This window comes from Arenibacter sp. F20364, assembly GCF_023015905.1.
Taxonomy (GTDB): Bacteria; Bacteroidota; Bacteroidia; order Flavobacteriales; family Flavobacteriaceae; genus Arenibacter.
The window spans coordinates 266,880-288,592 of record NZ_JALKBD010000002.1 but is presented as its reverse complement, the minus strand read 5'-3'; the positions used below and the strand labels follow the sequence as shown (position 1 = coordinate 288,592).

Below are 21,713 nucleotides of genomic sequence, written 5' to 3'. Positions count from 1 at the left end.
AAACATCATTTTTTTGAAATTTACCAATGTAAGTAGTTGTGAGCTACTCTTCAATGCAGCAGCAGGGTTAGACCTATCTCTTTCGCAACTAATGGTTTAAGGATATAAACCTGTTTAACGATTTCAAAATTATAAAAGCCCTGTTCCTTAGTGAGGAACAGGGATTTTTACTAGCATCTATAAATTTTAGTTAGGCCCTAGCCAAAAGGGATTTGAAGAATACATAACCGAAGCCCAGAAATAACATAAAATGAAATGGAAAAAGTCCAAAATCATTCAATGGAATTGCACTGTACATTCCAAAAAGGAAGTAAAGCATTAGGGCCGCTTCCAAGATCATATTAGGGGAGAGTTTGGTGGCCAAATATTTATTGCCCTTCCAACTGTCCGTTAGATTGTTCAAATTAAATTTTGGAGTCCTAACGAACTCAGATCTTTTACCCATATGACCTTCCAAGACCGCAATGGAGTTGTGTAAAGAAAATCCAAGCGCTACGGAGAAAAACGTAAAAAAGATTTTTATATAATCCACAAAATTATCTAAACTACTGCCCTGTATACTCTTATAGGTAAACCAATAACAAACGAATAGGATTACAGTACTAAGAATAAAAAAGGAGGTAGCCTCAAAAACCCATCCTAAGTGACCATAGGTATTCTTAATATACATCATGGGAATACTTAACAGTGCTACCAAAAATACGCATAGGAACATGGAGCTATTCAACAAGTGCATTACCCCATGAAACTTGGTTTTGAACGAAATGTTCTTAGCGGAAATAACGCTCCAAACAGTTTTCCTAAAGTTTTCCGCCCCACCTTTGTTCCAACGAAATTGCTGGGAACGAGCTGCACTGATTACTACAGGAAGTTCTGCTGGAGTCTCAACATCTTCCAAATATTTAAATTTCCAGTTTTTTAATTGTGCTCGGTAGCTTAGATCCAAATCCTCGGTAAGGGTATCACCCTCCCAGTTTCCGGCATCCAGGATACATTCTTTTCTCCAAATACCAGCGGTACCATTGAAATTTATAAAATGTCCTTTGGCATTACGTCCTACCTGTTCCAATGTAAAGTGGGCATCCAAAGCAAAAGCCTGTATACGGGTCAAGGTAGAATACTCCCTATTGATATGCCCCCATCTTGTTTGAACTACACCAATTTCCTGATCTTTAAAATAAATAACGGTTTTCTTCAACCAATCACTTGAAGGCAAGAAATCTGCATCAAAAATAGCTATAAACTCTCCTTTGGCCATGTCTAGACCTTCTTTTAAGGCACCTGCCTTAAAGCCTTGCCGGTTGGTCCGCCTAATATGCTGTATATCCAGTCCTGTTTCCTGCAGCGCTTTTATTCTCTTAGCAGTGTCCAGAACAGAATCGTCTGTGGAATCATCCAAAACCTGGATTTCCAACTTGCTCATTGGATATTCTATTTTGGAAATATTGTCCAACAAACGCTCCACTACATACTCCTCATTATATATAGGTAGTTGTATGGTAACAAATGGAATCTCTTTTGGATCCAATAAATTGTATTTTGGAGCCTCCTTATTTCTCCTTTTATACCCTAAATAGTTGACCAGTAAATTAAGCTGGGCCAAGCTATAAAAGAATATTAATAGTAAGGAAATACTGTAAATCGCAATGATAAAGTAAGTAATTGTTAGTCCCATATTATTTTAAACTGTATTTAAATATCCAACCTAGGATTTTTACGCCTGCAAAGATAGTACCTTTTACAGTACCTGATACTTTTGATATGCCAATTCTTTTTTTATAACGCACTGGTACTTCGGTATATGTAAAACCTTTTTTTAGAGCTTTCAACTGCATTTCCACGGTCCAACCATAGGTCTTATCCTCCATTTCCAGCTCCAAAAGCTTCCCGTACTTTATGGCTCTAAACGGACCCAAATCAGTAAAAGAAGCTCCAAAGAACCATTTCATTAAAGTGGTAGCCAAGGCATTTCCAAAAACCTGTTGCGGGGTCATTGATCCTTCTTCCCTCAAGGCCTTTGTCCTGGCCCCAATAACGAAATCCAAATCGTTTTCCACTATGGGTTTTACCACTTTGGAAAGTTCTTCGGGATAATCCGAATAGTCTCCGTCCATAAATACGATAATATCGGGTGTTTTGGATTGTTTGGAAATATAATTAATTCCCATAAGGCAGGCATAGCCATATCCCATCCTATCCTCGGTGAGAACAGTGGCCCCGGCCTCCCTTGCATTCAGAGCCGTGTCGTCCGTAGAATTATTATTTACAACAATAATTTCAGAAACATTTTTTGGGATATCTTTTATGACATTCGCTATGGAATCAGCTTCATTGTAGGCAGGGATAATTACTTTTATATCGGTCATTAGCGTAATTGATGGGTCGTTCTTATTTATCTATTGTTATGATTCTTGGGCATCCAAAATTTTGATCGCGCAAAGGTATCAATACTTTCATCAATCTATGTAGCTACCTCAAAGGGTTGCAACAATTATTTCAACACCCACCAAAGGATTATTTTTTATTGACCAGATCCATTAGATCAACATCATTCCCCAAAAGAATTTCCGTAGGGTTAATTCTTCCTTTGAGCGGTCCATTTTCCAATTTCAAGACCCCTCTTGGGCAAACCGCGGAACAAATACCGCAACCAACGCAGCTAGACCTGATAATATTTTCCCCTTTTTGGGCATAGGCCCTAACGTCTATACCCTGCTCACAGTAGGTAGAACAATTACCACAGGAAATACATTGTCCTCCGTTGGTGGTAATCCTAAAGCGCGACTTAAAGCGCTGTACAAATCCCAAATAGGCTGCCAAGGGACAACCAAACCTACACCAAACCCTATTTCCGAAAATCGGATAAAAGCCGGTACCTATCACTCCTGCAAAAAATGCACCGATCAAAAGACTATAGGTATTTTGTACACTCTGGGTTTTTAAACCCAACACTGTACCGGACTCCGTAAAGAAACTGTAGAGCGTCATCAAGGTCATTCCCACGGCAAAGACCAATACGCCATGTACCAACCATCTTTCCACTTTCCATGAAAATAGGGACTTGCTGGAATGCTGCCTATAGGGATCACCCAGAGTCTCTGCCAATCCACCACATCCACAGACCCAGGAACAGTACCATCTTTTTCCAAAAAAATAGACCATAACGGGCACAATTACCAAAGTAAGAATTATACCCCAAACTAGAATAAAGAGTCCTATTCCGCCGCTGTTCAATAAGGATTTCAAATTCCATTGGAAAAAGAAATCGTAATCCAATGGAAAGGCATTTTTAAAGTCGTAATATGGCATTTGGAGGCGCACCATTATTTCTGGAATCAGAAAGGCAAAGACTATTTGAAAGAACAAGACCGAGGTGGTACGAACCATCTGATACATATTATGCCTGTATTTTATATACATGCGAACTGCCATAACGGTCATCACCGTACAATACATAAAACCATAAACAAACCAATGTCCGGCAGGATTTCCACTTAGAAATTCGCTGATGGGATCCACTAGGTAAGTCCAATTTACGGCATACTCCGAACGGAAATAAAGCACCAAATAAAAAGAAACCAGAAAAACAAATACCATCCAGGCAATCCATCCCCTATTGGTAGCATTTGCATGGTAAATGCCATTATTTTTAATTCCCTTTTTACCTAATAAAACTATGTTGGGAACAATAAAAAGTAAGGATCCCAATATTCCAAGACCAAAGGTCAAGAACCACATAAGTCCCTTATTTTCCACAATAAAACCAGTTCCAGAGGCTTTTCCCACTGTGGCAGCCATATCGTGCGGACCAGTATAGATGACCTTTTTATATTCCTTGTTCTCTCTATGTTGGGCATTGGCTGTTTCAAGTATCTGGGTTATTTGGGGCGATAATGAAAGCATGCCATGGAACTCTTGCCCCACCACATTTTTCTTCATACCCTGAACAAAGATTTCACTAGCAATTCCTTTGTCCATAATTATTTGATCCAAAGTTGCGGAGGTTACCTTAAACTCCCCAACGAACGGAAGTATTGTAAATATGGTAAGCCCCATTAGAAAGATAAAAAGCCCTATTTTTTTAATTATTTGCATCTTGAAATCTTATGTATTACTAAAAATTCGTTTCCAACTTTTCTTCCTGGGTGTAATATTGGCACCGTAAAGTGAATTGTAAAGGGAAACGATGTCTTCCTCGTATTGGGCATAGAATTCGGGGTCAAAATTGGCATCCTTCAAATATTCCATCACATAATCTATGTTTCTTTTTTCTGTAAGCCATCGATCCAAAATTTCATGGCGCATCCGAATTCCAAAAGTATTGATGCCCAAAAACTGCTTTGTCTCTTTGTGGAAGGCGATCGTAACACAAATTTTTTCCACGGGGTGGCGCCAATGAAAATGTTGTTCTTGGTCATTTTTGGATTTTCCGCTAAATACCCAACCATAAGTTTGGTATTCTATGTCCAAAAATTTTGCTGAATTAAACCAATGCCCCGGTTTATAAGCCCTTTTGTTGCCACAAATGGTCTGTGCCAAGACTTCGCCCATCATTCTTCCAGTATACCAAACGGCCTCCACCGGTCGGCGGTTGCCAATAGCCTTATGTTGTTCGGCACAATCCCCAATAGCATAGACATCAGCTATATTGGTTTCCAAAAAGGTATTGACCTTTACCCCTTTGCCCAGCTCTATTCCAGAGCCTTTAAGGAATTCAATATTAGGAGTAACCCCTGCGGTCAACCCTACCACCGTACACTGAATCGTCTCCCCTTTATCGGTAACTACTGCCTTTGCCCAACCATTTTCATCCGAAATAATTTCTTTGAGATTAGTGTTCAATTTGAGATCTATATGGTGTTCAAGAATGTGTTCATTGATCATTTGGGATTCGCCTTCGGGCAACACCCCGTTCCAAAAACTGCTTTCACGCACTAAAAATGTCACTGGGATATCCCTACTCCTAAGCATTTCCGCCAATTCGATCCCAATTAATCCACCCCCAACGATTACTGCCCTTTTACAGACTTCATTGTTTGGCGCATTGGCCTCCAACAATTCCAGATCCTGTTTGGAATACAATCCCTGCACCCCTTTCAAATCCTGTCCGGGCCACCCAAATTTATTGGATTTGGAGCCTGAGGCGATGATAAGTTTATCGTATTTAATATCCTCGGAACTTTTTAACTTTAGCGTTTTATTGGCCGTATCTACCTTTGTTACATAAGCATTGACCAAATTCAACCTATTTTTTTTCCAGAACCAATTTTCGTAAGGCTGGGTATGCTCAAACTTCATATGACCCATGTATACGTACATCAGCGCCGTCCTAGAGAAAAAATAATCACTTTCTGGAGAAATAATGGTGATTTTTTTGTCGGACAGTTTTCGAATATGGCGCGCTGCCGTAATTCCGGAGATTCCATTACCAATAATTACAATGTGTTCCATAGGATTTTGGTTGATATGTACTAGGTCGTATCTAAAGATAATAACTTAATTGTTCGGTTCTTATTTAGAATTGTTCAAGCTAATGGAAAGCTTTGTTGGAGAACACCTAAAAAAAGTTCAAGCTACAATTTTAGCTATAAAGTACAATTGTCCTTGGCTAGTACATAAAACTACAGCCACAGTCTATGGTAAAAAAATAAATAGAATTTAGAGTAAAGATTTATTCGCTTGCCTTCTCCAAAGTAAAGGAAAATTCCGACCCAATATCGAGTACACTTTCCACATAGATCTTTTCATTGTGGGCCTCGATAATATGTTTTACGATTGCCAATCCCAAGCCAGATCCTCCTTCAGCCCTACTCCCGCTTTTATCGACCCTAAAAAATCTTTCGAAAATTCTGGCAAGGTTTTGTTTGGAAATTCCCTCCCCATTGTCGGTCACCCGGATAATAACCTTGTTTTTAATTAAATTTTCAACGCTGACCTCAGTTGTTCCGTTCTGTTGTCCATATTTAATGGAGTTGACCACTAAATTGGTAACCACCTGCTGAATTTTTTCCTTGTCCGCCTTGACATAGATAGGATCTGTATAGTCCATATCAAAAGTTAGGGTAATATTTTTCTTGGCCGCCTTCATTTCCAAAAGATCAAAAACATTCCGGACCAGTTCCAAAATGTCAAAATCCTGTATCTCTAAATTTAGGTCCCCAACTTCCAATTTGGTTATTAGGTCCAAATCCTTTACAATGTAAATAAGTCGCTCCACACCCTTGTTGGCCCGTTGAAGATACTTTTTTCTCAAACCCTTATCGTCCATGGCACCGTCCAAGAGGGTTAAAATATAACCTTGGACCGTAAACAATGGTGTTTTTAACTCATGGGAAACGTTACCCAAAAAATCCTTTCGATATTCCTCCCTGATTTTTAGGGTATCAATTTCGATCTTTTTGTCCTCGGCAAACTTTTCTATTTCATCTGTAAGGGTCCTCATGTCAGTAGTAATGGTCTTGGGAGCCAAAGAGGTAGACTCCAGCAGGGAAACATCTTTATAAATGCGCTCTATGTTGCGGTAGATAAATTTTTCTACCCGCAGCTGAATTACTACAAACGAAATAAAAGGTGAAATTACGGCCACAAAGGCAAGGAGTGACCAGTCCATGGCACCTCTGTTCCATAAATATATGCCTAAAACCGCAGTAAAGAGAATTGAAATTACAATTGTGGTACGTATGGCAAATCTATACGATTTTTGAATCCTAGTTACCATTAAAGAACAAACTTATACCCTACTCCCTTTACCGTTTTAAAATGATCGTCACCAATTTTTTCGCGAAGTTTCCTAATATGGACATCAATGGTCCTACCTCCTACAACCACTTCATTGCCCCAAACCTTATCTAGGATAACCTCCCTCTTAAAGACTTTATTTGGCTTGGAGGTTAATAGTGCCAAAAGTTCAAACTCCTTTCTGGGAAGGATAATTTCCTCTCCATGATTGATAATTTTATATTCTTCCCTATTTATAATTATCTCCCCAACCTTAAAGATGTCATCTACCTCCTGCTCCTCATTCTTGAGCCTTCTAAGAAGCGCTTTAACTTTGCTCACCAAGACCTTAGGCTTAATAGGCTTTGTAATATAATCGTCCGCCCCTGCATCAAAACCTGCCATCTGCGAATAATCCTCACCCCTGGCGGTTAGAAAAGTAATTAAGGTGTTTTCCAAACCTTCAGTTCTACGGATAATCTCACAGGCCTCAATACCGTCCATTTCCGGCATCATTACATCCAAAATTATTAAGTGGGGCTTTTTCTTTTTTGCCTTTGCTACCCCTTCCAAACCATTTTTTGCGGTAAAAACGTCGTACCCCTCGGAGGATAAATTATAACCTACAATCTCCAGGATATCCGGTTCATCATCTACCAAAAGTATCTTAATGTCCTTTTTTTTCATGCCTTAGTTTTTTTGTCTTTAAACGGTCCTCTTCAACTTATGTTCCTTGAAGACGGTTACAGTAATTTATCACATCCTAATATTATGATTCTTTAAAACACTCCCGTTTAGCCTTAATATTTATTGGTTATCCGCGCCAAAAGTAAAGATAATACTATTACACGAAACCTCTTAACATGGATTTAATATAGTAACATTCACATAACATTAAGACAATAAACTATTAATATGAGGGTAACAAGACTTTTACAGTTAGGTTATTTATTTGCCATGTTTAAATAAAACAAGTGAACTCAAGAAAAATGAAACCGAAAAATTCAATTGAAATGAAAAAACTTTTATTATCCGCACTGGCCATTTGTGCCTTAACCTTTACATCATGTAGTAATGATGACGAACCACCAATAGCTGATGTAGTGGCTACTTGTAATGATGGCATTCAAAACCAAGGCGAGACCGGAGTAGATTGTGGTGGACCTAACTGTCAGCCATGTACCGTAGCTACGGCAACTTGTGAGGACGGGATCCAAAATGGGGACGAAACTGGCGTAGATGTAGGAGGTTCTTGCGCAGAAATAATTACTGTATCTGGAGAGATAAGTGTAGATACTAGATGGACTGCAGATAACATATATGTATTGGCTGGTAAAGTAGTTGTTGGGGTAGGAAAAACCTTGACCATTGATCCAGGTACGATCATTAAGGGTAAGCCAGGTTCAGGATCATTAGCTTCTGCACTTATTGTTCAAAGAGGATCTAAGATTATGGCCGTAGGTACTGCCGAAAAGCCAATTATCTTCACCGCCGAGGAAGACAACATAGGTGTGGGACAGACAGCTGGAACCAATTTGGACGAAACCGCTAGAGGAAAATGGGGAGGATTAATTGTTTTGGGAAGAGCTTCCGGTTCTTTTAAAAACGATGTTACCGAAATACAAATAGAAGGTATTCCTGCCGATGATACTTTTGGACTTTACGGTCCCGGTGGCGCATTAAACGACGATGACAATTCTGGGGAATTGGAATACATCTCTATCCGTCACGGTGGCGCTTTGATAGGAGAAGGAAACGAGATCAACGGTCTAACTTTAGGTTCTGTTGGTAGAGGTACTAAAATCAACCACATAGAGGTTGTAGGTAACGTTGATGATGGTATCGAATTCTTTGGCGGAACTGTTGACGCAAGTAACCTACTAGTGTGGGCACAAGGGGATGATGGTTTGGACATAGACCAAGCATATTCGGGTACCATAGACAATTCGCTAGTAGTTGCAGGAGAAGCTTCTGACCATGCCTTCGAAATTGATGGTCCAGAAGGGTCTCTAAATGGTTCTTTCCTCTTACAAAATACCACCATTGTTGGAAGCTCAACAGCTGCTGACGGTGAGTACGCTGATTACAGAAGTAACGCCATGGGTACTACCAAGAACATCTTTGCCATTGGATTCCAGTCTGGAAAAGATGTAGAATTGGATGCCAATGATGTGGCTCAGAATTACTTGGATGGTGAAGTCATCTTTGAAGCTTGGGAAGTGGTAGGTTTCGACAACAGTATTTTCTCTGAAAAAGTAGCAAAAGATGAAAACGATGTTGAATTGGAATCAAAAATCATCTTAGATCCAACATTTACAGAAAGAGCTGCTGATTGGACTACCGAAGTTACCGCTGGGGCCGAGACAGTAGGCGCCGACCTTACTGTATTTTCTTGGACCTATGCATTTGCTAAAACAGGTTTGAGTTTCTAATAATATTAGAAACAACATATCCCTATAATATAACGACCAACTGCTCGCCCATACCCAAAGGCGGGCATTTGGTTTATTACGATTTAATTATCATTTACTTATGAAATATTCACTTAGACTTTCAACTTTTACTTTTTTCATTTTTCAATTCATTTTTTCACAAAGCGGCGAGGTAGCTGGAACATTGATAGATGCGGATTTTCAAGATCCAGTACCATTTGCTAACATTCTGGTCAAAGGTACTACCATTGGTACAACCTCCGATTTTGATGGTAATTACACCCTTACCCTTGAAGAAGGTACTCACACCCTTTCCTTTTCATTCCTTGGTTATAAAACCGTGGAGATCACCGATGTGGTGGTTAAGGCCAATGAGGTGACCAACGTAAATGTTACTATGGAAACCTTGGCCGAAGGCCTGGATGAAGTAGTGGTGTCCGTCAGCGTTAAAAAAAATACCGAAACTGCCGTTTTGGGAATCCAAAAAAAGGCGGTAAACCTATTGGACGGACTATCCGCTGAAGCCTTCAAAAAAACAGGTTCCAGCGATGTGGCCAGCGCCATTAAATCTGTACCGGGAGTTTCGGTACAGGGAGGTAAATATGTATATGTACGGGGCCTTGGCGATCGTTATACCAAATCTATTTTGAACGGCGTGGATATTCCAGGATTGGATCCGGACAGAAACACCATTCAGTTAGACATATTTCCTACCAATATCATAGACAATATCTTAGTCCTTAAGTCAGCTTCTGCAGACTTACCTGCTGACTTTACCGGTGGTATCGTAGATATCGTAACCAAGGACTACCCCACCAAAAAAGAACATAGCATTTCGCTTAGTGGCAGTTATAATCCAGACATGCACTTTAATGAAAACTATTTGGATTATAAAGGAAGTTCCACAGATTTCTTAGGATTTGACAACGGAAACCGCGCTGTTCCCATTAACCGGAATCAGGATATTCCAAGTACTTTTGAATACAACCCATTATTAACGGCCATAACCAAAAAATTTAATCCCGTACTTTCTGCAATGAAAGCAAATAGTGCAATGGACTACAGTTTTGGTTTCACCACAGGCAATCAATACAACGTGGGCGAAGGAGAGAACAGGTTGGGCTTTTTGGCCTCTGTGTCCTATAAAAACACTACTACCTTTTACGAAGGGGCACAAAACAATTTCTACAGAAGAAATGCCGACACCTCCGAGTTTGAATTGGAAACGGATAGGACACAAACTGGCGATATAGGCAGGAATAATGTATTGGTAAGTGGTCTCTTGGGCACCTCTTTTAAAACTTCCAAATCCAAATACAAACTTAATCTTCTGCATCTTCAAAACGGAGAGTCTACTGCAGGTTATTTTAGCCAGACTCTGAATTTCACCGATTTTATTAATTTCTCAAAAGATAACTTGGAATATACCCAGCGATCCATAACCAATGCATTGCTATCTGGTACACATACCAACGAGGATGCTTCATGGACAACAGAATGGGCACTTTCCCCTACCATGTCCAAGATTCAGGATAAGGACATAAGAACAACGTCTTTCAGGGTTGAAGATGACGTGTACTCTATACCACAAAATAGCCAGCCAAAAAGAATCTGGAGGGATTTGGAAGAGATCAATGCAGTTGCCAAGTTAGATTTTACTAAAAAATATGACTTTTTGGAGAAAGATGCCAAATTAAAATTTGGTGCTTATAGTTCATACAAAACAAGGGATTTTGGGATATTGAACTACGAGATAGAGAACAATGGATCAACCACTAAATTCAACGGTGTTGCAGACAACATCTTATTGGATGAAAATCTTTGGACCGTTAACAACAATTCTGGTTCATATATTGATCCAGACATCTCTGTAGCAGAACCAGCCAATACTTATGAAGCTGTACAACAAAATATTGCAGGTTACGCATCCAATGAGTTTAAACTTGGACAAAAATTGCGAACTATTATCGGTTTAAGGGTAGAAAAATTTGAATCTAGATATACCGGGGAAGACAACAAGGATATTAATGACCCAGAAAAGGTTATTTATGATAATGAAACCATTATAGATAAGTTTGATCTTTTTCCTACGGCCAACTTAATTTATGAACTTACCGAAGACGTTAACCTAAGAGGGTCCTATTCTAGAACTACCGCAAGACCATCCTTTAAAGAAGCCTCTATTGCCAAAATTTTCGATCCACTATCCAACAACACATTTATTGGGAATATCGAATTGGACCCAACTTATATCAACAACTTCGATTTTAGGGTAGAATGGTTTGGTGAAAGTGCTGAGATGATTGCATTGAGCGGCTTTTATAAAAAATTCACCGATCCCATTGAACTCACCTATTTTGAGTCCTCATCAGATAACTTTACCCCGCAAAACCTAGGTGATGCGGACGTAATCGGCCTGGAGTTTGAACTAAGAAAAAATTTAGGCTTCATAGCGGCGCCGCTTCAGAATTTTAGCTTAAACGTAAACACTTCTATCATTAAGTCTACCCAAGTTTATAGCGAAAGCGAGCGTAATCTACGAACGCTAGGACTTAGAGATGGCGAAACCTTGGGCAAGGACAGGGAATTACAGGGACAATCCCCTTTTCTTATCAATACCGGGTTAAATTATGAGGGAGCTGAAAACGGGATCCAAATGGGACTGAACTACAATGTACAGGGAAAAACATTACAGGTAGTAGGTAACGGTTTTGTTCCCGATGTTTATACCATGCCCTTTAACAATTTAAACTTTAATTTCTCAAAAAGTTTTGGTGAAAATCAAAATCAGAGTGTAAGTTTTAAAATAAGTAATCTTTTAGATGATGATGTGGAAAGTGAGTACGAGTCTTACAAGGCTGAAAATAAGATTTTTTCCAAAAGAAGTCCTGGAAGGTCGTTCTCTTTAGGTTACAACATTAAGTTCTAGCTTACTAAAATAATTTTAATAAAAAAGAGGCCGAGCCCTGTGTTTTTTAACATAGAATTTGGCCTCTTTTTGCATTTCATCGAATTTTTTCGTATTAATTTAGGTGTCACGAACGTGCTGCATCTAAAATTATTACATTTACGGTATATTATTTGTTGTCAAGTGTCTATGAAGCAACTCTACCTAGTTATAGCCTTACTTTTTATCTCGATTTCCTTTGGACAGGATCCTAAAGGCAATGTGGGTGGAGGGGATATTCCTGGGTTTAAGATATATCCCAATCCGGTTACCAACGGCAGGGTATATATCAGTACTTCCCTGAACGCTCCGAAACAGATTTTAATTTTCGATATTTTTGGATCCCAAGTACTGGAAACTACCATTATTGGTTCGGAACTAAATGTAAATGATTTGGATGCCGGTGTTTATATGCTAAGGGTAAACGAAAAAAACAAAGTAGCCACGAGAAAGCTGATTATTAAATAGTGTTTCTCAACTTTTAACAGCTACACAACCTACCTAATTATCTGATTTTTAACCCTTATCACCTTAATGCAATACTTGAAATAAGGATACACATACAAAAAACACTCCTTTACAACATTTATTATTACTTCCTTATATATTTTCCTACGTTTACTGTATTGATCCCAAATCAATACTAACCTATGAAAATATTTTACACCCTACTGTTCATGGTATTTTCTATGGCCGTTTCTGCACAGGAATTCATTGAAGAGCCGTTAGACAGAACTGCCCAAGCCAATACTTTCAAGTTATATCCCAATCCGGCCTATCAGGACGTGGTCCATATTACCACAAAGCATAATGGGATAAAGGATGTAGTTATCTACGACGTTTTTGGTGGCATTGTTCTACAGGACCGTATTACCAATACCCTTCTAAATATATCCAAGCTGTCGCCCGGCGTATATGTACTACAAATTACCGAAAACAGGGTAACGATGACAAGAAAGTTGGTCGTGAAATAGCCTCTCTTGGTAGCCTAATTCCTTTTTACGATTCTCGCCATACCCCAAATAGACATCAATTTCTTCTTAAAATGGCAATAATCGGAATACCGTTAATAGGACTTCATACCTTTTCCTATAGGGCGATTTAACTCAATATCCAATAAAACCATAAATTAGGGTTTCCACTCTGTTGTTATCATTACTTTTGTGATAGTGATTTAAGATATGCCTCTCGAAACTATTTTTACAATTTCAACGGACGAAGAGTTCAAGGCCATGGCCTTGAAAACATTTGGGGTCCAATTTCGTGAAAACTTGGTCTATCAAGAATTCTGCAGGCATTTGGGCAAAAGTGTTTCCAATGTTAAAACTATTGAAGATATACCTTTTCTACCCATTGAGTTCTTCAAATCCAAAAAAGTAATAACCGGTACCTTTACGCCACAGATCACATTTACCAGCAGTGGCACTACTGGAAGCGAAGTCAGTAAGCACCATGTACGAAATGTAAAACTCTACGAAAATAGTTACCTAACAGCCTTCAAGCAGTTTTATGGCGATATAGAGGACTATTGTGTATTGGCATTGTTGCCTTCCTATCTGGAAAGGGAGGGTTCTTCCCTAATTTATATGGCCAACGACCTTATTGACAAAAGCAGACATCCAGACAGCGGCTTTTATTTGGATGATATAGACCGTTTACAAAAGACTTTGCGCAGGTTGGATGACAACACAAATGTACTGCTACTGGGCGTCTCGTTTGCCTTATTGGACATGGCGGAAGAATTCCAACTTAAGCTAAAGAATACCGTAGTTATGGAAACCGGTGGCATGAAAGGGCGCAAAAAGGAATTGATACGGGAAGAATTGCACCTACTATTAAAAAATGGATTTGGGGTAGGGGCTATCCATTCGGAATATGGCATGACAGAGCTTTTGTCCCAAGCCTATTCCCAAGGCAATGGACGCTTCCGTGCCCCTAAGTGGATGAAAATCTTGACACGTGAAACCGAAGACCCTTTAACCTTGCAAAAAGCAGGTAAAACGGGAGGTGTAAATATCATTGACCTGGCCAACATTCACTCCTGTAGCTTTATTGCCACTCAAGACTTGGGAAAAGTGCATTCCGACGGTAGTTTTGAAATATTGGGAAGGTTTGACCATTCCGATATACGAGGCTGTAATTTAATGGTATTATAAGCCCAAAATCTTGGCGTCCACAAAAAAGGTAGTCGCTACATTAATTTCATAATCAGAGGACAAAAACTCGTCGGTAATCGTTTTAAGCCTTAAGGTATAGGTATCTTTTTTAATATATTCCTTTAAATCTTCAGTAGTGGTTACCAATGCCAACTCTTCCCCGGCATTAGCCGACACTTCCTCGTTCCAAGCTATTTTAATCTCCGGCAAATCGTCAGCGGACATATATATGATGATCGATTCCAAAAAACTAAAATCTTCCCCTTCAGGAACATCAACGGTCATAATCAATTTCTTCAGGACAATTTCCTCTATCAGATCTTTTCTGGTATCATTGACCTCGAACTCGGAAGAAGAGTTAGTCTCGGTTTCAGGGGTAAACACATCAAAAGGTAAATCTACTCCTGTTGATGAGGGAATTACCACTGTTTGATCAAAATCCATCTCAAATTTGGTAAGCTCATCCAATTTGTCACAAGAAATAAACAGCGCAAATACGATAAAAAACAAAAAACACTTCTTCATAAGATCCAATTTATTAGCCTAACGGACAACTCCCAATTTTATTGGGAATAAACCGGAAAATATATAGTATTTATTGAATAACGAGCACAAAATAATTCTTCTTGCCACGTTGTAACAAAACGAATTTATTGTTGATCAGATCGTCGGTAGTAATAATATAATCTTCCTTGACCTTTTCCTTATTTACGGAAATGGAATTCTGTTTCAATTCTCGTCTAGCCTCTCCATTGGATCCCAAAAAGCCTGTTTTTGCAGCCAAGGCCGCTATCATATCCAAGCCATTGTTAATGTCCTCCATGGACACCTCCGCCTGCGGCACTCCCTCGAACACCTCCAAAAATGTCTTTTCATTCAGTTTTTTTAAATCGCTCGAGGTCGATTTTCCAAACAGAATATCACTTGCCTTTACAGCATTGTCCAAATCCTCCTGTGAATGTACCATTACCGTAACTTCATCGGCCAAACGCTTTTGAAGTACCCGTAAATGCGGGGCTTCCTGGTGCATTTTTACCAAATCCCCTATTTCCTCCTTCGGTAAAAAGGTAAAAATTTTGATATATTTTTCGGCATCCTCATCCGAGGTATTCAACCAATATTGATAAAATTTATAGGGAGAGGTCCTTTCCGAATCCAACCAAATATTGCCCCCTTCCGACTTCCCAAATTTGGTGCCATCGGCCTTTGTAATTAGAGGACAGGTAAGGGCAAATCCCTTGCCACCGCCAATTCTACGTATCAGCTCGGTACCTGTAGTAATATTGCCCCACTGATCGCTACCCCCCATTTGAAGGGTACAATTATATTCCTTATAGAGATGTAAAAAATCATATCCCTGCACCAATTGATAGGTAAATTCCGTAAAGGACATTCCCTCCTTGGCTTCGGCCGATAAACGTTTTTTAACGGAATCCTTGGCCATCATATAATTCACAGTGATGTGCTTCCCTACATCCCTTATAAATTCCAAAAAGGAAAAATTCTTCATCCAATCATAGTTGTTCACCAGTACGGCACTGTTATCCTTTCCACTATTAAAATCCAAAAAACGGGAAAGTTGTGCTTTTATCGCGGCCTGGTTATGAGCCAAGGTGGTCTCATCCAGCAAATTCCGCTCGGTAGATTTTCCTGAAGGATCACCTATCATCCCGGTTGCCCCCCCGATCAGTGCATAAGGTTTATGGCCTGCCAACTGAAAATGTCGAAGCATCATCACCCCAACCAAATGTCCAATATGAAGGGAGTCTGCCGTTGGGTCTATTCCCACATAGGCGGATTGCATTCCGCTTAACAAATGTTCTTCCGTACCGGGCATTGCATCGTGCAACATTCCTCTCCAAGTTAATTCTTCTACAAAGTTCGTAGTCATGCTTTAGATCTTCTAATTCAATAATAGTCGCAAATATAAAATAATAGGTTGTTTAACTCCTTCCGAAAACGGAATAAATTGGAGGCAATTGAGTAAATTTGCGCCATGATTTTAGTCACAGGCGGTACTGGTTTGGTAGGAGCACATCTTCTTTTGCATTTATTGCAGTCAGGTGCCACAGTAAAAGCCATTCATAGAGAAAAGAGCAGCCTAAAAGAGGTTGAAAAGGTATTTGGGTATTATACGGACCAATCCCTCGAACTGTTTCAACAAATAAATTGGATAAAGGCAGATCTTAACGACCTCCCAGCCTTGGAAATTGCTTTTGAAAATATAACACATGTTTATCATTGCGCCGCATTAATTTCTTTTAACCCCAATGATTACGAGTTATTGCGCACCGTAAATATTGAAGGCACCAAAAACATTGTAAACCTATGTATTGCCAAAGGTGTTGAAAAATTGTGTTACACAAGTTCCATTGCCGCCATAGGAAGAACCGTAGGTAATCAAGAGGCTACCGAAGAAACGGATTGGAATTCCCAACAAAGCAATGTATACGCCATGACCAAGATGGATGCAGAACTTGAAGTTTGGAGGGGCGCACAAGAAGGCATCCCAGTAGTAATGGTAAACCCTGGAGTTATCTTGGGGCCAGGATTTTGGAAAACGGGAACGGGCATTTTGTTTAGCACCGCTTTTAAGGCCCGTAAATTCTATCCTCCTGGAGGAACAGGATTTATTACGGTAAATGACGTAGTAAAAATAATGATCCAATTAATGCAATCTTCCATAACCAATGAAAAGTATATCCTAGTAGCCGAACATCTGACCTACAAGGAAATTCTAGACAAAATTACCAGGGCCTTCGGCAAACCTGGCCCCAATAGAGCCCTTAAATTTTGGGAATTGGAGATTCTAAGGCATTTGGATTGGCTGAGAAATATTTTTTCCAACAAAGGAAGAAAACTTACCAAAAACTCGATCGAATCCTTACGAAAAAATCAATTGTTCAACAATGGTAAAATCCAAGAACACTTAGGATATTCCTTTGAAGCCTTGGATGGCGTCATTGAACTGTCCTGCAGAAAGTTTATGGAAGAGAATCCTTAGTATTATCGGGGGATTTTTTAAGGTTGGGGTTCATTTTTTCCTTAGCCTCCCTTATGGAATCTTGCTTCTGCTGTCTTTGCTCTTCAAAATACTTTTCATCCTCCACCAATCTATCTTGCACCTTGGTATAAATAGCCTCGTATATAGTAGGCATAGCCGCATAATAAGTATCACTCTTTACAAATTGCACACTGTCTATACCATACTTGGTGTAGATATAGCCCATCGGCTCAATATCATATTCATTTAGAATACTTTCATTGATTATCTTGCCTGCATTTAATAATGAAATATCATATAGAATGGCAGCCATTTTATCCTCTGGAATAAGGTTTTCCGGTTTTTCCACCACCTTTTCATTACATGAAAACAACAAGCCTAGAAAAATGACGACTAAATATTTTGGCATTACTCTCTATTAAAAGTTAACCTCATGGCATTTCGCTCTTTCGAAAAATTGCCATTTTCATAGGCCAAATGGCCATTTACAAAGGTATGTGTTATCTTGGATTTGAACGAGCTTCCTTCAAAAGGCGACCATCCACATTTATAGGCGATATTTTCTTTGGTTACCTTCCATGAATCATTAAGGTCCAAAACCACTAAATCGGCATAGAATCCCTCCCTAATAAATCCACGATTTTTTATTTGGAACAACTTTGCCGGATTATGGCACATTTTCTCCACAATTTTCTCCAAGCTAATCTTTCCCGCATGATAGTTTTCCAGCATTGCCGGCAGGGCATGCTGCACCAAAGGACCTCCCGAGGGGGCGGAAGTATATATATTACTCTTTTCTTCCAGAGTATGTGGTGCATGATCCGTGGCAACTACATCTATTCGATCGTCCAATAAAGCTTCCCAAAGCTGGCTCCTATCGCTCGCAGATTTAACCGCCGGATTCCATTTAATCAAGGTTCCTTTAGTATCGTAATCCTCCTCCGAAAACCAGAGATGATGAATACATACCTCTGCAGTAATTTTTTTATCCTCCAAGGGGATGTCATTCCTGAAAAGTTCTGTTTCCTTTCCTGTCGAAAGATGAAAAACATGAAATCTGGCTCCTGTCTTTTTTGCCAAGGCTATGGCACTTGAGGAAGAAAGATAGCAGGCTTCGGCACTCCTGATCAAAGGATGGTATTTAATTGGAATATCATCACCATATAGCTCCTTGTATTTGGCCAAATTAGCCCTAATAGTACCCTCGTCTTCGCAATGTGCGGAAATAACCATCTCCGTATTCCTAAAAATATTTTCAATTACCTGCTCATTGTCTACCAACATATTTCCGGTAGAGGAACCTAAAAAGAGTTTAATCCCGGAACAGGCATTCTTATCCAATTTTTTAATCTCTTCCAGATTATCATTGGTACCTCCAAACAAAAAAGAGTAATTGGCAAAAGCTGTGTTTCTTGCCATGTCAAACTTTTCTTCCAAAGCTTCAATGCTAGTTGTCTGGGGATTGGTATTGGGTTGCTCCATAAAGGAAGTAATTCCGCCTGCCACAGCGGCCCTACTTTCTGTAGCAATGGTACCCTTATGGGTTAGACCTGGCTCCCTAAAATGTACTTGATCATCAATGGCCCCCGGCATTACATATTTCCCTTCCAGATCAAGGGCCTTGGTGGCCGCATCAGATGAAATTAGGTCCTCAATTTTAAGAATTACGTCATCTTCCAGCAATATATCGGCAGGGAATATTCTATTCTCATTTACGATTGTGGCGTTCTTTAAAAGTATTCTTCCCATCTTAAAATTTCTTTTTATGAAACAAACTGCGCAACTTCATCTGTATTACCCCGAACACGGCTTCATTAATTATGGAAGCGCTCATTTTTGATTTCCCCCTTATTCTATCGGTAAAAATAATAGGCACCTCTTCAATTTTATATTTTTGAAGATGGGCCCTAAATTTCATTTCTATTTGAAAGGCGTAGCCAATAAATTTAATGGAATCCAAATTGATGGTTTCCAAGACCTTTCTCCTGTAACAAACAAATCCTGCAGTAGGGTCGTGCACCCTCATTCCGGTTATCAGTTTCACATAAAATGAAGCCCCATAAGACAACAATATTCTATGTAAGGGCCAATTGACCACATTAATTCCCTTTTTGTAACGCGATCCCACAGCTACATCCGCCCCTTCGATACAGGCTTGCCGTAGCTTTATAAGATCTGGAGGGGCATGTGAAAAATCGGCATCCATTTCAAAAATAAATTCATATTTTCTTTCTATGGCCCATTTAAACCCATGGATATAGGCCGTTCCCAAACCAGATTTATCGCGTCTTACCTCTAAAAATAATTTATTTAAATATTTTTCCTGCAAAGCTTTTACTGCATCGGCCGTACCGTCAGGAGAATTATCATCAACAACCAGGATATGAAAATCCTGCTCCAAAGCAAAGACGGAATGAATTATGAGCTCAATGTTTTCAATTTCATTGAAGGTAGGAATAATGACCAAGCTATCCGCCATCTAGGTATTGCAATTTTAGCAAAAATAGTATTTTAAAAACTGTAGTGAAATATCAGGGAGAATTTATGTTTTTTTTAAAGATTACATATTATTGGAAATGCATATTTTGGCCACCCAATAAAACTTGTTGACAGCACCCTTTACAGACTTTCCCGAAAATAAACTCGATGAAGCGTACAGTGGTCTGCTAGGAGTGCGGTGGAAAGCTATGATGTCCCAACAAGGGAAATGCCCCCAAGAAAACAATTGTTTATTTCTTAAAATGGCCTAAAAGGCAGCCCTTATTGGTTTCTTATCTTTTTCCATGGATTTAGACTTAAAAAAGCTTAGGTTTGGACAAGATTTTTTAAGCATCCTAAAAAATAGAAGATCGCTCTTGTTTGTCTTGAAGGATTTAATTGGATTTGTACCAACACTAAAAAGTAAGGAGTGTGCGTTATTTCCACTTAAAACTCCCAAACAAATGCCGTATACGATGAAAGCGGGAAAGATTGTTTTAATAAATGATGTCTGTTTTAGGGTATATCGGGAAATAAAAATTAGGCCGGATAAATGGAAGCTATATTAAGAAATGAATACAACTTAGATTGGATAACTATTGTCCTATTTTCCAGTATCTTCTTTATGGTTTTGGCTAAGACTACTTTTTATAGCCGTTTCCTGAACTATATCATCTTACCGTTCAACAATAAATATATCTTCCTTTACCAAAAGAAAGACAAACTCTTTAATTGGTTCAGTATATTTTTAAGTGTCTTCCAATTACTAAATTTTTCCCTTTTCCTATATTTTGTGAACATAATTTTTTTCAAGATTCCCGAAGGGCAGCAATTCGTGGTATACGGTATTATTTTTATATCGCTTTTTATTTTTTTGACTACAAAAATACTCTTGCAACTAGGGAACAGTTTTATTTTTAATTCCAACAAGATAATTACTGAAATTATTTTTAAGAAACTCGCATACCTCAATTATAGCGGCATTGTAATGTTATTCGCCAATCTTCTGTTAAATTATGTTTTCAAGGATTCCAAAACAGTTGTTTTAATAAGTCTATTAATGGTATTCCTTATAAATGTCATTGGCTGGACAACAACGTTACGAAATCATCAAAATTTCATCGCCAGTAATTTTGTGTATTTTATTTTGTACCTTTGCGCTCTTGAAATAGCACCAATTATCATAGTTGGTAACTATATAATAGATCGAAACCTATGAAAGTAAAAACGATTTTGGTTTCTCAGCCAGAACCTAAGATGGAAAATTCCCCCTATTCCAAGCTTATTGATAAGGAGAAAATAAAGGTAGATTTTAGACCTTTTATCCACGTGGAAGGTGTTGATGCGAAAATGGTAAGGCAACAAAAAATTGATCTTAATAATTTTACTGCGATTATTCTTACCAGTAGAAATGCGGTGGATCATTTTTTTAGGATTGCAGAGGAAATGAGGTTTAAGGTTCCCGATACGATGAAATATTTTTGTCAATCGGAAGCTGTAGCCTACTATTTACAAAAGTATGTTGTATACCGCAAGCGTAAAATTTATGTTGGAAAAATGAATTTTCCAGATTTAAATACCTTGTTCAAAAAGTATAAGGACGAAAAATTTTTATTGCCATCCTCCGATGTTCTTAAACCAATTGTTCCGGAAACCTTGGATAGCTTGGGAATAAATTGGACCAGGGGAATATTCTATAAAACGGTAATTAGCGATCTTTCAGATCTAAGGGATGTGTACTATGACGTATTGGTATTCTTTAGTCCATCTGGAATAGAATCATTGTTGAAGAATTTCCCTGATTTTAAACAGAACGAAACCAGAATAGCAGTTTTTGGAAATTCTACTGTAAAAGCGGCCACGGAAGCCGGACTAAGAATTGACATTCAAGCTCCCACCCCGGAAACCCCTTCTATGACCATGGCACTACAGAGATATATTACTAATGTAAACAAGAAATAATTCAAGCCTATAATATT

19 protein-coding genes are annotated in these 21,713 nt (G+C 38.9%); 8 read left to right on the top strand and 11 right to left on the bottom strand.

What is annotated here, in order from left to right; all coding sequences use genetic code 11:
• Window positions 1-190 precede the first annotated feature (190 nt).
• The 6 genes from MWU84_RS02730 to MWU84_RS02705 form a co-directional block, all read right to left on the bottom strand.
• Window positions 191-1,675: a cellulose synthase family protein gene (locus MWU84_RS02730; RefSeq protein WP_246897950.1), complete on the bottom strand. Its 1,485-nt coding sequence runs from the start codon at window positions 1,673-1,675 to the stop codon at window positions 191-193.
• 1 nt (window position 1,676) lies between these two features.
• The gene (locus MWU84_RS02725; RefSeq protein ID WP_246897947.1) at window positions 1,677-2,366 is read right to left on the bottom strand and encodes a glycosyltransferase family 2 protein; all 690 of its coding nucleotides are present in this window, start codon (window positions 2,364-2,366) and stop codon (window positions 1,677-1,679) included.
• Between the two features lie 148 nt (window positions 2,367-2,514).
• Window positions 2,515-4,095, bottom strand: coding sequence for a 4Fe-4S binding protein (locus MWU84_RS02720; protein ID WP_246897945.1), 1,581 nt, complete (start codon window positions 4,093-4,095; stop codon window positions 2,515-2,517).
• 9 nt (window positions 4,096-4,104) lie between these two features.
• Window positions 4,105-5,451, bottom strand: a complete 1,347-nt coding sequence (locus MWU84_RS02715) for an FAD/NAD(P)-binding oxidoreductase (protein ID WP_246897942.1) — start codon at window positions 5,449-5,451, stop codon at window positions 4,105-4,107.
• Between the two features lie 220 nt (window positions 5,452-5,671).
• Window positions 5,672-6,718: an ATP-binding protein gene (locus MWU84_RS02710; protein WP_246897939.1), complete on the bottom strand. Its 1,047-nt coding sequence runs from the start codon at window positions 6,716-6,718 to the stop codon at window positions 5,672-5,674.
• A complete protein-coding gene (locus MWU84_RS02705) occupies window positions 6,718-7,404 on the bottom strand; it encodes a response regulator transcription factor (RefSeq protein WP_246897936.1) in 687 nt (228 codons plus the stop codon). Before MWU84_RS02705 ends, MWU84_RS02710 begins: the two co-directional genes overlap by 1 nt.
• Window positions 7,405-7,730: 326 nt before the next feature.
• Between MWU84_RS02705 and MWU84_RS02700 the strand changes: the two genes are divergently transcribed.
• The 5 genes from MWU84_RS02700 (at window position 7,731) to MWU84_RS02680 (ending at window position 14,252) form a co-directional block, all read left to right on the top strand.
• Complete coding sequence (locus MWU84_RS02700; protein ID WP_246897933.1) at window positions 7,731-9,149, top strand: hypothetical protein; 1,419 nt, start codon at window positions 7,731-7,733, stop codon at window positions 9,147-9,149.
• A 100-nt stretch (window positions 9,150-9,249) separates the two neighbouring features.
• Entirely contained in the window at window positions 9,250-12,078 is a 2,829-nt protein-coding gene (locus MWU84_RS02695) for a TonB-dependent receptor (RefSeq protein ID WP_246897930.1), read from the top strand.
• Window positions 12,079-12,246: 168 nt separating this feature from the next.
• Complete coding sequence (locus MWU84_RS02690) at window positions 12,247-12,564, top strand: T9SS type A sorting domain-containing protein (RefSeq protein WP_031445542.1); 318 nt, start codon at window positions 12,247-12,249, stop codon at window positions 12,562-12,564.
• 182 nt (window positions 12,565-12,746) lie between these two features.
• Entirely contained in the window at window positions 12,747-13,070 is a 324-nt protein-coding gene (locus MWU84_RS02685) for a T9SS type A sorting domain-containing protein (protein ID WP_246897928.1), read from the top strand.
• Window positions 13,071-13,277: 207 nt separating this feature from the next.
• On the top strand, window positions 13,278-14,252 hold the full coding sequence (locus MWU84_RS02680) for an acyl transferase (RefSeq protein WP_246897924.1): 975 nt from the start codon (window positions 13,278-13,280) through the stop codon (window positions 14,250-14,252).
• Here the strand turns inward: MWU84_RS02680 and MWU84_RS02675 are convergent.
• Entirely contained in the window at window positions 14,247-14,777 is a 531-nt protein-coding gene (locus tag MWU84_RS02675) for a hypothetical protein (protein ID WP_246897922.1), read from the bottom strand. The genes MWU84_RS02680 and MWU84_RS02675 overlap by 6 nt on opposite strands.
• Window positions 14,778-14,847: 70 nt before the next feature.
• Window positions 14,848-16,143, bottom strand: coding sequence for a tyrosine--tRNA ligase (gene tyrS, locus MWU84_RS02670; RefSeq protein ID WP_246897919.1), 1,296 nt, complete (start codon window positions 16,141-16,143; stop codon window positions 14,848-14,850).
• Window positions 16,144-16,248: 105 nt separating this feature from the next.
• Here tyrS and MWU84_RS02665 point away from each other — a divergent pair, with 105 nt between their 5' ends.
• Window positions 16,249-17,256 (top strand): NAD-dependent epimerase/dehydratase family protein, encoded by a 1,008-nt coding sequence (locus MWU84_RS02665; protein ID WP_246897917.1) that lies wholly within the window; start codon window positions 16,249-16,251, stop codon window positions 17,254-17,256.
• Here MWU84_RS02665 and MWU84_RS02660 read toward each other — a convergent pair.
• From MWU84_RS02660 to MWU84_RS02650, 3 genes are read right to left on the bottom strand one after another with little or no spacing between them, the layout of a single operon-like run.
• Window positions 17,237-17,665, bottom strand: coding sequence for a DUF4296 domain-containing protein (locus MWU84_RS02660; protein WP_246897914.1), 429 nt, complete (start codon window positions 17,663-17,665; stop codon window positions 17,237-17,239). The two genes, MWU84_RS02665 and MWU84_RS02660, sit on opposite strands and share 20 nt — an antisense overlap.
• The gene (locus MWU84_RS02655; protein WP_246897912.1) at window positions 17,665-19,005 is read right to left on the bottom strand and encodes a dihydroorotase; all 1,341 of its coding nucleotides are present in this window, start codon (window positions 19,003-19,005) and stop codon (window positions 17,665-17,667) included. The genes MWU84_RS02660 and MWU84_RS02655 overlap by 1 nt, the downstream gene beginning before the upstream one ends.
• Window position 19,006: 1 nt before the next feature.
• Window positions 19,007-19,735 carry a polyprenol monophosphomannose synthase gene (locus MWU84_RS02650; RefSeq protein ID WP_246897910.1) on the bottom strand — a complete coding sequence of 243 codons (729 nt, stop codon included), beginning with the start codon at window positions 19,733-19,735 and terminating at the stop codon, window positions 19,007-19,009.
• A gap of 552 nt (window positions 19,736-20,287) precedes the next feature.
• Between MWU84_RS02650 and MWU84_RS02645 the strand changes: the two genes are divergently transcribed.
• Both MWU84_RS02645 and MWU84_RS02640 read left to right on the top strand, forming a co-directional pair.
• Entirely contained in the window at window positions 20,288-20,953 is a 666-nt protein-coding gene (locus tag MWU84_RS02645; RefSeq protein WP_281502491.1) for a DUF4271 domain-containing protein, read from the top strand.
• A complete protein-coding gene (locus tag MWU84_RS02640) occupies window positions 20,950-21,696 on the top strand; it encodes a uroporphyrinogen-III synthase (protein WP_246897908.1) in 747 nt (248 codons plus the stop codon). The genes MWU84_RS02645 and MWU84_RS02640 overlap by 4 nt, the downstream gene beginning before the upstream one ends.
• Window positions 21,697-21,713 lie beyond the last annotated feature (17 nt).